This window comes from Microbulbifer zhoushanensis, assembly GCF_021729055.1.
GTDB classification, from domain to species: domain Bacteria; phylum Pseudomonadota; class Gammaproteobacteria; order Pseudomonadales; family Cellvibrionaceae; genus Microbulbifer; species Microbulbifer zhoushanensis.
The window spans coordinates 298,661-312,814 of sequence record NZ_JAJSAO010000003.1 but is presented as its reverse complement, the minus strand read 5'-3'; the positions used below and the strand labels follow the sequence as shown (position 1 = coordinate 312,814).

Annotated in this window: 14 protein-coding genes; 12 read left to right on the top strand and 2 right to left on the bottom strand. The window is 59.1% G+C overall.

Annotated features, from left to right (window positions below; genetic code table 11):
- Window positions 1-23 precede the first annotated feature (23 nt).
- On the top strand, window positions 24-509 hold the full coding sequence (locus tag LVD10_RS07620) for an MgtC/SapB family protein (protein ID WP_233006421.1): 486 nt from the start codon (window positions 24-26) through the stop codon (window positions 507-509).
- Here LVD10_RS07620 and LVD10_RS07615 read toward each other — a convergent pair.
- Both LVD10_RS07615 and LVD10_RS07610 read right to left on the bottom strand, forming a co-directional pair.
- Window positions 506-1,309, bottom strand: a complete 804-nt coding sequence (locus tag LVD10_RS07615; RefSeq protein WP_233006420.1) for an ABC transporter permease — start codon at window positions 1,307-1,309, stop codon at window positions 506-508. The genes LVD10_RS07620 and LVD10_RS07615 overlap by 4 nt on opposite strands.
- Window positions 1,310-1,909 carry an ABC transporter ATP-binding protein gene (locus tag LVD10_RS07610; RefSeq protein ID WP_233006419.1) on the bottom strand — a complete coding sequence of 200 codons (600 nt, stop codon included), beginning with the start codon at window positions 1,907-1,909 and terminating at the stop codon, window positions 1,310-1,312.
- A gap of 168 nt (window positions 1,910-2,077) precedes the next feature.
- On the opposite strand from LVD10_RS07610, the gene LVD10_RS07605 reads away from it, so the two are divergent.
- The 11 genes from LVD10_RS07605 to LVD10_RS07555 all read left to right on the top strand — a co-directional run bounded on the left by LVD10_RS07605 (window position 2,078) and on the right by LVD10_RS07555 (window position 14,117).
- A complete protein-coding gene (locus LVD10_RS07605; RefSeq protein ID WP_233006418.1) occupies window positions 2,078-2,689 on the top strand; it encodes a hypothetical protein in 612 nt (203 codons plus the stop codon).
- A 156-nt stretch (window positions 2,690-2,845) separates the two neighbouring features.
- Window positions 2,846-5,092, top strand: a complete 2,247-nt coding sequence (gene parC, locus LVD10_RS07600) for a DNA topoisomerase IV subunit A (RefSeq protein ID WP_233006417.1) — start codon at window positions 2,846-2,848, stop codon at window positions 5,090-5,092.
- A gap of 991 nt (window positions 5,093-6,083) precedes the next feature.
- The gene (locus LVD10_RS07595) at window positions 6,084-6,599 is read left to right on the top strand and encodes a hypothetical protein (RefSeq protein ID WP_233006416.1); all 516 of its coding nucleotides are present in this window, start codon (window positions 6,084-6,086) and stop codon (window positions 6,597-6,599) included.
- A 256-nt stretch (window positions 6,600-6,855) separates the two neighbouring features.
- Entirely contained in the window at window positions 6,856-7,011 is a 156-nt protein-coding gene (locus LVD10_RS07590) for a hypothetical protein (RefSeq protein WP_233006415.1), read from the top strand.
- Between the two features lie 34 nt (window positions 7,012-7,045).
- Entirely contained in the window at window positions 7,046-7,435 is a 390-nt protein-coding gene (locus LVD10_RS07585; RefSeq protein ID WP_233006414.1) for a c-type cytochrome, read from the top strand.
- 688 nt (window positions 7,436-8,123) lie between these two features.
- Complete coding sequence (locus LVD10_RS07580; RefSeq protein WP_237062815.1) at window positions 8,124-8,765, top strand: hypothetical protein; 642 nt, start codon at window positions 8,124-8,126, stop codon at window positions 8,763-8,765.
- 93 nt (window positions 8,766-8,858) lie between these two features.
- Window positions 8,859-9,896: a sodium:calcium antiporter gene (locus LVD10_RS07575; RefSeq protein WP_237062813.1), complete on the top strand. Its 1,038-nt coding sequence runs from the start codon at window positions 8,859-8,861 to the stop codon at window positions 9,894-9,896.
- Between the two features lie 401 nt (window positions 9,897-10,297).
- Window positions 10,298-10,888 carry a nucleoside deaminase gene (locus LVD10_RS07570; RefSeq protein WP_233006411.1) on the top strand — a complete coding sequence of 197 codons (591 nt, stop codon included), beginning with the start codon at window positions 10,298-10,300 and terminating at the stop codon, window positions 10,886-10,888.
- Between the two features lie 151 nt (window positions 10,889-11,039).
- On the top strand, window positions 11,040-11,525 hold the full coding sequence (locus tag LVD10_RS07565; protein WP_233006410.1) for a MarR family winged helix-turn-helix transcriptional regulator: 486 nt from the start codon (window positions 11,040-11,042) through the stop codon (window positions 11,523-11,525).
- Window position 11,526: 1 nt separating this feature from the next.
- Complete coding sequence (locus tag LVD10_RS07560; protein WP_233006409.1) at window positions 11,527-12,636, top strand: HlyD family secretion protein; 1,110 nt, start codon at window positions 11,527-11,529, stop codon at window positions 12,634-12,636.
- Complete coding sequence (locus tag LVD10_RS07555; protein WP_237062811.1) at window positions 12,633-14,117, top strand: DHA2 family efflux MFS transporter permease subunit; 1,485 nt, start codon at window positions 12,633-12,635, stop codon at window positions 14,115-14,117. Before LVD10_RS07560 ends, LVD10_RS07555 begins: the two co-directional genes overlap by 4 nt.
- The last annotated feature ends 37 nt before the right edge of the window (window positions 14,118-14,154 follow it).

Genomic DNA, 14,154 nt, shown 5'->3' with positions numbered 1-14,154 from the left:
GGTCCCGCCCGGGGTTTATTCGCATGGAAGCGCTGCAGCAGTTCCTGGATATCGACTGGCAGCTGGTATTGCACCACGTGGTTGATATGGCCTGTGCCTATGTGCTGGCTTTGCCCATCGGCTGGGACCGGGAAAAGCGCGAGCGCTCTGCAGGCCTGCGAACTTTCCCGCTGGTGGCGGTGGCCGCCTGTGGTTACACGCTGGTGGGGTTCGCGGTGCTGGACTCCACCGGCGCCGAAGGCCGGGTGATCGAGGGGATCATCACCGGCATGGGCTTTATCGGCGGCGGCGCCATCCTGAAAAGCGTGTCCGAGGGCGAGGGGCGTGTGCAGGGCACGGCGACGGCGGCGAGCCTCTGGGCCACCGGCGCCATCGGCCTGTCGGTGGCCCTGGGCCGCATGGAGATAGCCATCGTGATCAGCGCGCTCACCTTTACCACCCTGCGGGTGGTGACATCGGCCAAGGAGCACCTGCCGGGGGTGAAAAAAACAGAGGATCCCGGCGATTAGGCGGTACTGCTGGTAAGCCGGTCCAGCCGCAGGCGCTCGCGGTGATCGAACAGGCGGCGCGAAGCCACGCTCACCGCGACAAAGGTGCCGAAGCCGGTGCCGGCGGCAATGGTGAACATGATCAGGATCTGGTATTTCACCGCCAGTGCCGGCGCCGTGCCCGCCAGGATCTGGCCGGTCATCATGCCCGGCAGCGAGACAATACCGGCCGCCGCCATCGAGTTGATGATCGGCATCAGCCCCGAGCGCATGGCTTCGCGGCGGATGCTACCGCAGGCGCTGGACCAGGTTTCCCCCAGCATCAGGCGGTTCTCCACCAGCTGGCGCTGTCGCCACAGCCCCTCGGTCAGGCGGTCCAGTCCCAGTGCCACGCCGGTCATGGTGTTGCCCAGCATCATGCCCAGCAGCGGGATTGCGTACTGTGGCTCGTACCAGGGCGTGGGCCCGATCACCGCCACCAGGGTGAGCACGGTAACGCTGAATGCCGAGACAAACATGGCGGCGGTGCCGATGGTAAAGCTCCAGCCGCCGCGCAGTCGTCGCTGCTGCCGCGCCATCACCTCGCGACCGGCCAGCAACAGCATACCCAGCCCCATCAGCGCCACCCACAGCAGGCTGCCGACGGAGAACAGTGCCTCCAGTACCAGGCCCACCAGCGCCAGCTGCACCGCCGTGCGTGTGGCGGCCACCAGCAGTGAGCCGGCCAGGCCCAGTCGGGCCAGGTAAATACAGGTGGCCAGCACCACCACCAGTCCTGCGGCCAGCGCCAGTTGCCACCAGGAGAGGTCAATCACTTCCATTCAGCGCTCCTCCAGCCGGCCATCGGCAATATGGAAATGCCGGTCGGCGACGCGTTCGATCTGCTCCTGGTCGTGGGCGACCCAGAGTGCCGGCAAGCGGCGTTTGTGAATGCACTCCACCAGCCAGTTTTCAGTGGCGCGGGTGGTGTCGGGGTCCAGGTTGGCAGTGGGCTCGTCCAGTAGCAGGGCCGCCGGTTTGAACGACATGGCCCGCACCAGGGCCAGGCGCTGCTTTTCGCCGGACGACAGGCGGTCCACCGACCACTCCCCCGCCTCATCACTGAAGCCCAGTGCGGCCAGCGCCTCGGGCTGCGGTTGTTGCAGGTGTTCCCCCACCGTATCGAACCACCAGGCGCTCTCGGCCGGCACCAGCATCACCTGGCGGCGCCAGGCATGACCACGCATTTCCCCCTGGGCCCGGTGCCCCAGCCGGGCCGTGCCGCCGTGGGGCTCCAGGTCGGCGATCGCCCTCAGCAGCCGTGTCTTGCCGCTGCCGCTGGCCCCGGACAGGCAGATGATCTCGCCGGGCGCCACCTCCAGGGAGGCGGGCTGCAGGAGGTCGGTGGAGAGCTGGTCGAGGGAAAGACGCTGCTCCTTCAAGGTAATTTCCCGCTGTCATGCCCGGGAGTCCGGGGGCTACACACAGCGCTTGGCGCGTCGGGGCGCAATGCCGGGTTATCGGAAAAAAATTTCTTTTTTTGAGTCATAAGTGATTTTTTGTTTCAATATTGGCGCTTATTTTAACTATATAACCTTGGGGTAATCACTATGTCCAAACTCAGCAAACTGGCTGCAATCCTTGTCGCCGGTGGTGTGGCCATGCCACTGGCAGCACAGCCAGTCGCCGAAGTCGGTGCGGTATACCAGGGCAGCTGGGGCTTTCATGGCGAGACCATCAGCCTCGACGCCGATGCCGCCGCGCTCAATGGCATCGCCGACAGCGGGTTCGGAATCGGCGCCAGCTATGCCGGTCGCAAAGGCATGTTCAACTTCTCTGTCGGCGGTAGCATTTTCTTTATTGATGACGAGGACGAGTTCTCCCAGGACGTGGAGAATATCGTAACCGGCGACCAGAGGACGCAAGATTCGAGCATCGATGCCGGCTCGCTGTATATCGACGGCGGCCTGGTGCACTCCTTCAGCGACCGTTTCGAGGCTGGCGTCAACGTCGGTTACCGATACTTTGATATCGACCGCACCATCACCAGCTGTACCGACTGCTACAGCGAGGATATCAGCATCGAGAGCGATAGCTACATCAAGCCATTCGCAAGGTTCCTGTTCACCGACCGGGTACTGGGCTCCCTGGCCTACTACAGCTACAACGGTGACAAGGGTGTGGAAAGCACGCTGCAGTTCTCCGCCGAAGTCCGTATGTAAGCGGTCGCCATGGGCTTTCCCGGGGGCAGTGATCGCTGTCCCCGCAAGTGCCAAAAACGGGTTGCCCAGGCCCACAGTTACTCCCGGCCTTTGAACCCTTCCCGATTCCTCGCCATAATCCGCCTCTCCCAGACAGAATAACGAGATTCACGCTGTATGACTGAACCCTCCGTCTACGAGGCGACCGAGCGCCTGCCGCTGAAGGAATATACCGAGAAGGCGTACCTGGACTACTCCATGTACGTGATTCTCGACCGCGCCCTGCCCAATATCGGCGACGGCCTGAAGCCGGTGCAGCGCCGTATCGTCTACGCGATGAGCGAGCTGGGCCTCAAGAACACGGCCAAGTACAAGAAGTCCGCCCGCACCGTGGGCGACGTGATCGGTAAGTATCACCCGCACGGCGACAGCGCCGTGTACGAGGCCATGGTGCTGATGGCGCAGTCATTCAGCTACCGCTACCCGCTGATCGACGGCCAGGGCAACTGGGGTTCGCCGGATGACCCCAAGTCCTTCGCCGCCATGCGTTACACCGAATCGCGTATGGGCAAATACTCCGAGGTGCTGCTGTCGGAGCTGGGGCAGGGCACCGTGGACTGGCAGCCCAACTTCGACGGCACCATGGACGAGCCATCGGTGCTGCCGGCGCGGGTGCCGAATATCCTGCTGAACGGCACCACCGGCATCGCGGTGGGCATGGCCACCGATATCCCGCCGCACAATCTGCGCGAGGTGGTGAATGCCACCGTGGCGCTGCTGGAGAACCCCAAGGCCACCGTGGCCGAGCTTTGTGAGTATATCCAGGGCCCGGATATGCCTACCGAGGCCGAGATCATCACGCCCCGTGCCGACATCCACAAGGTCTACGAGACCGGCCGTGGCTCGGTGAAGATGCGTGCGATCTGGAACCGGGAGGATGGCGATATCGTCATCACCGCATTGCCGTACCAGGCCAGTGGCGCCAAGGTGCTGGAGCAGATCGCCCAGCAGATGCAGGCCAAGAAACTGCCCATGGTCACCGACCTGCGGGACGAGTCGGACCACGAGAACCCCACCCGCCTGGTGATCGTGCCCAAGTCCAATCGTGTGGATGCCGAGCAGGTGATGAACCACCTGTTCGCCACCACCGACCTGGAAAAAAGCTACCGCATCAACATGAACATGATCGGTATCGACGGGCGCCCACAGGTGAAGAGCCTCGACAAGATCCTGGGTGAGTGGCTCAGCTTCCGTACCGTCACCACCCGCCGCCGCCTGCAATTCCGCCTCGACAAGGTCGAGAAGCGCCTGCACCTGTTGCAGGGCCTGTTGGTGGCCTTCCTGAATATCGATGAGGTGATCGAGATCATCCGCACCCACGATGAGCCGAAGCGGGAACTGATGGACCGCTTCGAACTCACCGACGTGCAGGCGGAATATATCCTCGACACCAAGCTGCGCCAGCTGGCGCGCCTCGAGGAAATGAAGATCCGTGGCGAGCAGGCGGAGCTGGAAAAGGAGCGTGACACGCTCACCAAGACCCTGGACAGCGCCCGTCGCCTGAAAACCCTGATCAAGAAGGAACTGCTGGCCGCCGCCGACGAGTTCGGTGATGACCGTCGCTCACCGATCGTGGAGCGCGAGGAAGCCAAGGCCTTCAACGAGGCGGACCTGCTGACCTCCGACCCCATTACCGTGGTGCTGTCCGAGAAAGGCTGGATCCGCTCCGCCAAGGGCCACGAGATCGACCCGGTGGCCCTCAACTACAAGGCCGGCGACGGCTTCAAGTTCGCCGCCCGCGGCAAGAGCAACCAGCCGGCGCTGCTGCTGGACAGCACCGGCCGCAGTTACGCCATCGCCTCCCATACCCTGCCGTCTGCGCGGGGCCAGGGGGAACCACTGAGTGGCCGCATCAACCCGCCCTCCGGCGCCACCTTCGAGGGCCTGCTGATGGGGGCAGAGGACCGGCGCGTGCTGCTGGCCTCCGACGCCGGCTACGGTTTCGTGGCCAAGCTCGGGGACCTGCAGTCCCGCAACAAGGCGGGCAAGGCCATGCTGACCCTGCCCAAGAATGCCCGGGTGCTGCCGCCCTGTGCCATCGAGAACCCGGACGAGGCACTGCTGGCGGCCGTCACCAGCGAGGGCCGCATGCTGGTATTCCCGGTTTCCGAGCTGCCGGAGCTGTCGAAAGGCAAGGGCAACAAGATCGTCAATATCCCCTCCGCCCGTGCGGCCAGCCGCGATGAGATCGTGGTGGGCGTGGCCGTGCTCGAGGGCAAGGCCCAGCTGGTCATTCACGCCGGCAAGCGTCACACCCGGATCAAGATCTCCGAACTGGACCACTACCTGGGCGAACGGGGCCGGCGCGGCAACAAGCTGCCGCGTGGGTTCCAGAAGGTGGACCGGGTTGAGGTCGAGGACTGAGCCCGCTCCGCCGGGAATGACAACAGCAACTCAAAACAGGCGCCAAATGGCGCCTGTTTTTTTGCATGTGGATACAGGGGATGGTTATATCTGGGCATATATGTCCAGATATAGGCATTGATGGTCAGATGTAACCATATGCCCAGATATGGCCACGCCTATTAATAAACTGTTATGTGTCTGTGAGCTAAGAGCGATCTATAAATGATATATCTCGAGCACAAAGGAAATCGAATTGCTAGCTTTAAGGTTTTTGAATCTGATCAGCCATGGCACATCTGCGAGTTTTCGCCTTTAGAGAGGTTTAGCGAACACGAAGAATTCTTCAAAGCGTTTCAGAAGGAATATCAAAGCAGAGAGGTTGGTAATTTCGATGAGCATTTTGGCAAGCTAGTGGCAAACAACTACAAGTTGGTTTCGGGTAGTAGAGAGTCTGTTCGCTTTACCCTATTGTTTGAAGAGGCGCACGTAAGGTTGCGAGCTCATTTTGTACAAAACACATAACAAGGCCAAGCACGCGGACTCGCTAACGCTCGCTCGGTGTTGGCGGCGTTAACTGTAAAAATATGGAAGAAATCGCACTAGGATCACTTAACTCGAAGTTCTATGAGAAGAATGGAGAAACTTACTACAAGATATCGCCAATACTCGGGCAACAAATTAACTTCTTTTTGGATGCCCCAGTGTCCGAGATCAAAGTACTAAAAAACACGGGTGAGGTGCTGTTGCTAAAGCGTGGCGGCCTAAAATTGAAGATGGCCTTCAAGCCATATGTGCCGGGGCTGTTGAAGCTACGAATATACCCTTTATATTTGGGCTTCATACCAATGGGGGTATATTTCTGTGAAATATCAGAAACCAATAAGAAAAGGCTGTTCCGTGCGTTCAGCAACAGTTAACAAGGCGGTGTTGTCGCCTTCGGCTGGGACTGCCATTCCGCTGGCGCTCCATGCCAGCCCCAAACCGCGGCGTTATACCTCACGTGGAATCGATGACTGAGAAAAAACTTACCATTCCAGCCGATTATGGTTGTTTAGCAATTCTTGATCCAGAAAGCTATGTCGGCTTCGTATCTGAGGATTGGGCTATTGAAGGATTAAAAAAGCACTTCATTGATCAAAATAAATGTGGCTCTCTAATCTCTTGGGGCTGCAGCTACGGAAATTGGATTGTTAAATTGGTTTTTGGTTCATCTAATGAGGTAGGGGTTCGATCATTCTTCTCCGGCCTTAAAACAAATGGAAAATTACTTATCACAACATACGATAGCTTAACGATGGCAGCTCAGTTCGAAGATGTTTCTCTTCCGGAGGCACACGAAGTCGAGCGGGTTATTGAGGTGGCGCCAGGCAGCTATAGAGTTACAGTAATTCAGTGCTTTAAAACTGAGCAAGCTGAGTCTGACGACGTGTTTAATCAAACAATACCGCATTACATAGTTGCATTAGAGCCGGTAAATGAAGAAATTCCCCCTATTAAGGACGTGCCGTGGTTCGAAGGCTATTAAGGCATAGCAAGGTGCTGCTAGGGACAAACCTACGCTGCGCTTCGGCTGCTGGTTATTAGGTCGTTAGATTCTGTCCGCCTCGGAGGGACTGGATTTTGGATCTTAGTAGAAATAAAATACTGAATATGAAGACGGTAACAAAGTAAAAATTAAAATTCCTATATCTACCAGCGGGGTGTGGGGCGGAATCTGTGGGCTAATCTTCCTACTACCATGGCGCAATAGCTGGATTAACCGTGGTTTTCTGCTGTCGCTGATGTCCGCCGGCATTTTGTTGCTGCTGCTTTTGCCGATGCGCGGCTTTGGTGTCGGTGTGCTGGTACTGGTGACACTGACGCCCCTGGTTATCATTCTGGTTTGTGCTGCAGGTGGTATTGCGGGCTCAGGCTGGCTGCGCGCACAGGGAAAATAATCTGGCTCAATTGACTGGCAACAGGATGCACTGTATGAAACGCACACTATCCATCGCAACATTATTGGCAACGTTCTCGCTGGGGGCAGGTGCTTCAGAGCAGGAGACCCGTCACCTCATTGGGTTTGGTGCCCTTACATTTGCCGACAATTGTGTGAAGTGTCACAAGATAGACGGCTATGGTGAGGAAGCGCTGTACCCATCCCTGCGAGATCCCGCGTTGCTGGCAAACAAGCCACTGCTCATTGACACGCTGTTGCACGGCCGCTCGGCACCCCGCCGCAATGGCGGTGAAGAGGATCTGATGCCGGCGCTGGAGTTTCTGACGGACCGCGAAATCTCGGCGATCATCGCGTTTATCACCAATACCTGGGGTGATGAGGTGTTGCTGGTGAGTGAAGGGGAAATCAAGGCGGCGCGCTGAATCGGCTCTACTGAACCGGGCGGAACGAGAGAGCGCTCTGCATAAACGAAAAAAGGTCGGCCCGGGGCCGACCTTTTTTCGTTTATGCAGCGGGTTACGCGGGCTTTCTTGCCAGCGGCTGGCACATACAGTGCACGCCGCCACCGCCGGCGGTGATCATAGAAATGGACAGTGGAATTGCTTCTAAAAGGAAGGTGACCGTCAAAAATTTTTCATGTTACCGTGAAGCGTTGCTTCCACTCGCAAGCGCGATTGGTTGCGGACGTAAGCCTTACCTCACGGGAACGCGTTTTGCCGCATCTACTATCCCTTCCAGTAGTAACTTCACCTCCACACAGTTTGACGGGCCTCGCTTTCGCAGTGGGGATTTACTAGGTGCCAGGGGCGAGCTCATAATGTTCGCTGCGGCAAAATATAACAAGACGCCGAACGATACGCAGCGCAAGCGCTACGATCGTTGCCTATGTCGTTAGGGCGCCAAGTGATAAAAAGTACGAAAGTACTCGCGCCAAATACGAGATTTCAGCGTCAAAATTTTAACCTACTTGAAGATTTAGTTTTGCTCGTCTTGTTGCTGCAGTCTGCATTGTGGTTGTATGAGGAATATTCGAAACGTGTGTGTCTATTATCTGCAGTAATCTCAGCAGACGCTGTGAGTACATATAGCATGGAAAATTAAACCGATAAAATGAAAGTTATCGTGACAATAAAGTTAATTGTATTTTCAGTGCTCACTATATTTTCTAGTTCTTTGTATGCAGACAGTCTTTTTACACGTGAGCCAAAGGAGAACTGTAGCGCTAGTTGTTATTATTTTGATCAAGTCGGTAATGTTCTCTTACTTGTTTTAAAGGATGATGCTGGAGAGGTGGTGCAAACTAAATTTATATCAAATGAACTTCCCCCGGGGATTAGTCTTGATAATCCGAGCAATGTTTACCACTCTGGTCAATCTAAAGAATGGAGGCCTGGCGATACATCTGGAGCCGTCCAGCCCCAGAGTACTTCTTCAGTCCATATCGAATTTGATTCAAGCGTTCTTCCATATAGTGGGGGAGCTCTAGGAGCTGTAGTAATCCGCCTTACTCATGGTTATGGAGGTAATGCATTTTTCTTTGAAGTATTTTCTTGTACTAGGAGTGAGCCAGAAAAGCTGGGGACAAGTGAGCGTGATTGGGATATAAGCACCCACCACTATCATGGGGTTTTTGGCACAAAAGTACATGCTGCAGTGGTTGCTCAGCTGAAGGTTAATGGAGTTTTGCTAGAGCCTTGCGCCTATTCTAATAACATTGAGATACCTGACCCAACTCCAAATCCGGAGATTTAGTTCGCAGTACCGCCTAACAAGCGACTGTGGTGCCAAACAGCCATTTTGAAACTACCTACCTGCGGCTTCTAGTGAGCCGGCCGAGGTGATTTCGTGACCCTAGATCCCGCTAACTGGTCCCTGACCACCAGTATTATATTGCTCTGTACAGCAGCTACAGTTATCGGCGTGTGTGGCGTGAAGTTGACGCGCCGCGCCGAAATCCTCGCCCAGTGTACAGGAATGGGCCAGGCCATCATGGGCACCCTGTTTCTCGGGATGATCACTTCCGTCGCTGGAGTCATCACCTCGATAAATGCGGCCTGGCAGGGGGCGGGGGAGCTGGCTGTCAGTAACGCCATCGGTGGCATCGCCGCGCAGACTACCTTTCTTGTATTCGCCGACATAGTCTACCGGCGCGCCAACCTGGAACACGCCGCGGCCTCCGAACAAAACCTGTTTCAGACCGTGCTGGTCATGCTTATGCTGGGCCTGGCGATACTCGCCAGCGCCGGTCCCGGTTATACCATCGGTCATGTCGACCTGTTTTCTCCACTGCTATTAGCAGCCTATATTGGCGGCGTTCGCCTGTTGTCTGCCGCCGGAGACTACCCCATGTGGCAACCACGCCAGACCGCCCTGACCCAGCGCGAACCAACTGAGCGTGAGTCAGCACCTGTTGATCTCAGGCAGCTCTGGTTGACCTTCGCAGCGCTGGCCATGGTGGTGGCCGCGGCCGGCTGGGTCACCAGCCACGCCGGCATTGTCATCGCGCGGGAGTCAGGGCTGTCGCAGACAATTGTCGGCAGTCTGTTTACCGCCGTCGCCACCTCCCTTCCGGAGCTGGTTATTGCCCTCACTGCAGCCAGGCGCGGCGCTGTCACATTGGCTGTCGGCAATATTATTGGTGGGAACTCCTTCGACGTACTTTTTCTGGTCGGCTCCGATATGGCCTTCCGCCAGGGCTCTATCTACACCACCATCAACCAGCAGCAGACCTTCTGGCTGGCCATGAACATTGTCCTCAGTGCGATTATTATGATGGGGCTGCTGCGCCGCCAGGCCCACGGATCAGGAAATATCGGTTTTGAAGGGATTGCGGTACTGGCATGCTATTTCAGCGGGGTGGCATTGTTGTTCTGGGGTGGGTGAGCGCGCGTGCGGCCTGGCAGTGTTTTCCCCTCATTCCGGATATGGTGAGCCCTGTTTCCGAGTCGGGTGAGGCCGGGTAAGGGGAATTGAGTTGGCCAAGCAGTATAGTTTGAGAAAGCAGACTTGCCATTGATGCGCGATGCCATAGGCATGGTCGGTGCTTCCTGTGCAACTCTTGCCTGTCGACGACAAAGTTACGATTTCTCATTGGCGGATGGGGTTGCTGGTTATCAGCAATGACCTCTCGATTGACCTTTATCTCAGCAGGTTCTGTTCTCGGCTCGAGCCTGAAAAGGTGTGTTGCCATGATGCTCGACCGCATCGGGACTTCACTGTGCTGTAATGTCTTGTATCGGGGTGTTACGCCTTGACCAAATAAAGGAAATTCCTGGGGTTAGAGGATGAAACCACTTCTCGCTGCTGACGCGGAATCAAGCGAAGAGGCGTTAAGGGTGATCGCCCATATGCCGACCAAAAGCCTGCCGGTGCTAATGGGCAGTGACTTTGCCCGTGGACTGACAGATGCGGATTTTATGCGTATTGCTGTGTTCCTGGCCCATAAAAGCTACGGTGAGGGCGGTTGCCCCATTGGGGCGGTGATCATTGATAATTCGACCAGGCAGATCGTAGGGAAGGGGCACAATACCCTGGTTCAGGAAAATCACCCCTATAACCACGGCGAGACTGCCGCTATCAGGGATGCGGGGCGGATCGACTTCGGCCGGACAACCCTGTTTACCAGCCTGAGCCCCTGTGACGTCTGTGCGACCCTGATCTACATGCGGGGCTTCAGTCGCGTGGTAGTAGGGGATGTAACCAACGCGGCCGGCAATGAAGCGCTGCTGCGGGCAAAGGGTATCCCGGTCGATATTCTCGAGGACAGCCAGGGAGCAGGGCTTTATCGTAGATTTCGCTCCGAGAAACCTGACCTGGACCTTGAAGATTGGCGAGGGCTGGGGGCACTGCAGAAGGGACGCAATAGGCCACTGTGATAGTGGCCCTGGAAGCTCCCCGGCGATGACTGGCCGTTCAGGCAGTTTTCAGGCTTATCGACTACCCATCCAGCCAGTCCATGCGGATTTCCCTCCCCCCATTGCGAAGATTATAAGCAAGCTTATAATTGGCGCCCTTATCGGAGGGGGCATGACCGTAAACAACAATTCCGTCCAGCAAATTCCCGCTGTGGATTCCGCAACCCAGGATATAGCCGCGCAGATGAGCTTCGAGCTCCACAGCGCCGCACGCCTGCTGCGCCGCAATTTCGACCGCCGCGCCCGCGCCCATGACCTGAGCCGCTCCCGCTGGCAGGTGCTGTGGTACCTGTCGCGGGAGCAGGGTCTGAAACAGGCGGAGCTGGCCGAGCTGATGGATATTGCGCCCATCAGCCTGGGGCGGCAGCTGGACAACCTGCAGGGGGAGGGGCTGGTGGAGCGCCGCCAGGACCCTGACGACCGCCGCTGTTTTCGCATCTTCCTGACCCGGGCGGCGGAGCCGGCACTGCAGGTGCTGCGGGGGCTGGCCCAGCAGGCCCGTGCCCAGGCCCTGGACGGGTTCTCCACCGAGGAAGTGATACAGCTGCAGGGCCTGCTCAGCCGTCTGCGGGACAACCTGACGCGCGAGGAGAAGTGAGGTGGTAAAGAAACTGGAGCAAGTGGCCGGCAGGCTGGCCGAGCGCGCGCCGCGCCGCTTCGGGGTGCGCCAGGCGGGATTTGCCGCGGGCATCCTGGTGGCGCTGCTGGTGGCCGGCTGGTGCCTGTTCGGCGGCGGCAGCACCGTCGAGACCGAGAACGCCTATATCAAGGCCGACAAGATCGCGCTGGCGCCCGAGGTCAGCGGTGTTATCTCTATCGTCGCGGTGCGTCCCAACCAGCCGGTGAAGCGCGGCGAGTTGCTGCTGAAGCTGGACGACACCCCCTTCCGCCTGGCGGTGGAAGAGGCCGAGGCGCACCTGGCCCAGGTGCGCAACCAGCTGCTGGCCCGCCGTGCCGAGTACGCGGAGGCCGAGGCAGCGGTGGAGCAGGCGCGCAAGGATGCCGACTTCCTCCGGCGCCAGCTGGAGCGCAATGAGAAGCTGGGTAGCAAGGCGCTGTCCGAGGCGGAGCTGGACGAGTCGCGCCAGAAACTGGAACACGCCCGCGCCCAGATCTCCATCAATACCGAGAAGCTTTCCAGCCTGCGTGCGGAGCTGGGCGGCAACCCGATGATCCCGCTTGAGGAGCAGGCGGATCTCAAGGTGGCCCAGGCCAAGCTGGACAAGGCCCGCTACCAGCTGTCCCGCACCGAAATTACCGCGCCGGCCGATGGCCTGATCGCCAACGATGTGCCCCAGGTTGGGGAGATGGCCCCCGCCGGGGTGAGCCTGGTCAGTATGCTGGGGGGCGAGGGCATGTGGGTCGAGGCCAACCTGAAAGAGACCCAGCTGGCGCGCGTGCGTGCCGGGCAGCAGGCGGAAGTCACCCTGGATGCCTACCCGGGCTTTACCTGGCAGGCGCAGGTGGACAGCCTGAGCCCGGCCAGCGGCAGCGAGTTCGCGCTGATCCCGCCGCAGAATGCCAGCGGCAACTGGGTCAAGGTGGTGCAGCGGGTGCCAGTGCGCCTGCGCCTCTACCCGGCCAAGGACTCCCCGACCCTGCGCGCCGGTATGAGCGCCGAGGTCACCATCGACACCAGTGAGGACGACAAGCTGGTTTCCGCCCGCGTTTCCGGGGGTGACGGCAGCCGCGTTGTCCTGTCGGAATGACGGAAACCCGCCGCAGACTGATCACCGTGAGCATCATGCTGGCAACGGTGATCCAGGTACTGGATACCACCATTGCCAATGTGGCCCTGCCGCATATGCAGGGCAGCCTGGGCGCGGGCAGCGACCAGATCAGCTGGGTGCTCACTTCCTATATCGTGGCGGCGGCGATCATGACGTTGCCGGTAGGCTACCTGTCCCAGCGCTATGGCCGGCGCAAGCTGTTCCTGTGGTCGATAACCGGGTTTACCCTGGCGTCGATGCTGTGCGGCCAGGCGGGCAGCCTCAATGAGATGATCCTGTGGCGCCTGGTGCAGGGCGTTTTCGGCGCCGCCCTGGTGCCGCTGTCCCAGGCCACGCTGCTGGATACCTACCCGCCCGAGCGGCACGCCTCCGCCATGAGCCTGTGGGGCGTGGGGGTAATGCTGGGACCCATCCTGGGGCCCACCCTGGGCGGCTGGCTCACCGAGTACTACTCCTGGCGCTGGGTCTTCTACATCAACCTGCCCCTGGGCATCCTGTCCCTGGTGGGGGTCTATCTATATTTGCCCGGGGGCAAAACCGAAAAACCGCGCTTCGACGCCCTGGGTTTCGGCCTGCTGGCGCTGGCCGTGGGGGCGCTGCAGATGCTGCTGGATCGCGGTGAGCAGGTGCACTGGTTCGAGTCCCTGGAAATCCAGCTGTACGCCATCGCCGCGGCGCTGGGGCTGTACCTGTTTGTGGTGCACTCCATGACCAGCCGCAGCCCCTTCCTGTCGCCGGGCCTGTTCCGCGACCGCAACTATGTCTCCGGGCTCGCCTTCATTTTTGTGGTGGGCATCATCTTGCTGGCCACCATGGCGCTGCTGCCGTCTTACCTGCAACTGTGGAAAGGCTACCCGGTGGTGGCCACCGGCATGATCCTGATGCCCCGCGGGGTGGGGGTCATGCTGGCGATGCTGGTGGTGGGGCGACTGCTGAAGTATATCGACGGGCGCCTGCTGATCCTGGTGGGCATGGTGCTGGTGAGCCTGTCCCTGTGGCAGATGGCCGGGTTCAACCTGCAGGTGGGCCAGCGCGCCCTGGTGACCACCGGCGTGCTGCAGGGGTTCGGCCTGGGGATGGTGTTTGTGCCCATCTCCACGCTCGCCTACGCCACCCTGCCGGGCCATCTGCGCGGCGAGGCCACGGCGCTGTTCAGCCTGTCGCGCAACCTGGGCAGCAGTGTCGGCGTGTCGATCGTGATGGCGGTGCTGACCCGCAACCTGTGGATCAACCAGCAGCAGCTGGCGGAACGGGTGCAGGTGCCGGGGGGCATGCTGTCCGGCACGCCGTCTGCGGAGCAGCTGATGGCGGTGCCGCAGGCACTGGTGAACGAGATTTCCCGGCAGGCGGCGGAAATTGCCTACGTGAATGATTTCCAGATGCTGATGTGGATCAACCTGGCGGCCATGCCGCTGGTATTGCTGCTGACCAACCCGGGACGGGAGCCGCAGGCGGCCTGATAGGGTTGGGGTTTGTGACGAATTGCGGGGGATCCTG

Excerpts from the sequence above, each read along its gene's own strand:
- LVD10_RS07620 (WP_233006421.1), top strand. The coding sequence starts at position 24 with ATGGAAGCGCTGCAGCAGTTCCTGGATATCGACTGGCAGCTGGTATTG.
- LVD10_RS07615 (WP_233006420.1), bottom strand. The coding sequence starts at position 1,309 with ATGGAAGTGATTGACCTCTCCTGGTGGCAACTGGCGCTGGCCGCAGGA.
- LVD10_RS07605 (WP_233006418.1), top strand. The coding sequence starts at position 2,078 with ATGTCCAAACTCAGCAAACTGGCTGCAATCCTTGTCGCCGGTGGTGTG.
- parC (WP_233006417.1), top strand. The coding sequence starts at position 2,846 with ATGACTGAACCCTCCGTCTACGAGGCGACCGAGCGCCTGCCGCTGAAG.
- LVD10_RS07595 (WP_233006416.1), top strand. The coding sequence starts at position 6,084 with ATGACTGAGAAAAAACTTACCATTCCAGCCGATTATGGTTGTTTAGCA.
- LVD10_RS07590 (WP_233006415.1), top strand. The coding sequence starts at position 6,856 with ATGTCCGCCGGCATTTTGTTGCTGCTGCTTTTGCCGATGCGCGGCTTT.
- LVD10_RS07585 (WP_233006414.1), top strand. The coding sequence starts at position 7,046 with ATGAAACGCACACTATCCATCGCAACATTATTGGCAACGTTCTCGCTG.
- LVD10_RS07580 (WP_237062815.1), top strand. The coding sequence starts at position 8,124 with ATGAAAGTTATCGTGACAATAAAGTTAATTGTATTTTCAGTGCTCACT.
- LVD10_RS07570 (WP_233006411.1), top strand. The coding sequence starts at position 10,298 with ATGAAACCACTTCTCGCTGCTGACGCGGAATCAAGCGAAGAGGCGTTA.
- LVD10_RS07565 (WP_233006410.1), top strand. The coding sequence starts at position 11,040 with ATGACCGTAAACAACAATTCCGTCCAGCAAATTCCCGCTGTGGATTCC.
- LVD10_RS07555 (WP_237062811.1), top strand. The coding sequence starts at position 12,633 with ATGACGGAAACCCGCCGCAGACTGATCACCGTGAGCATCATGCTGGCA.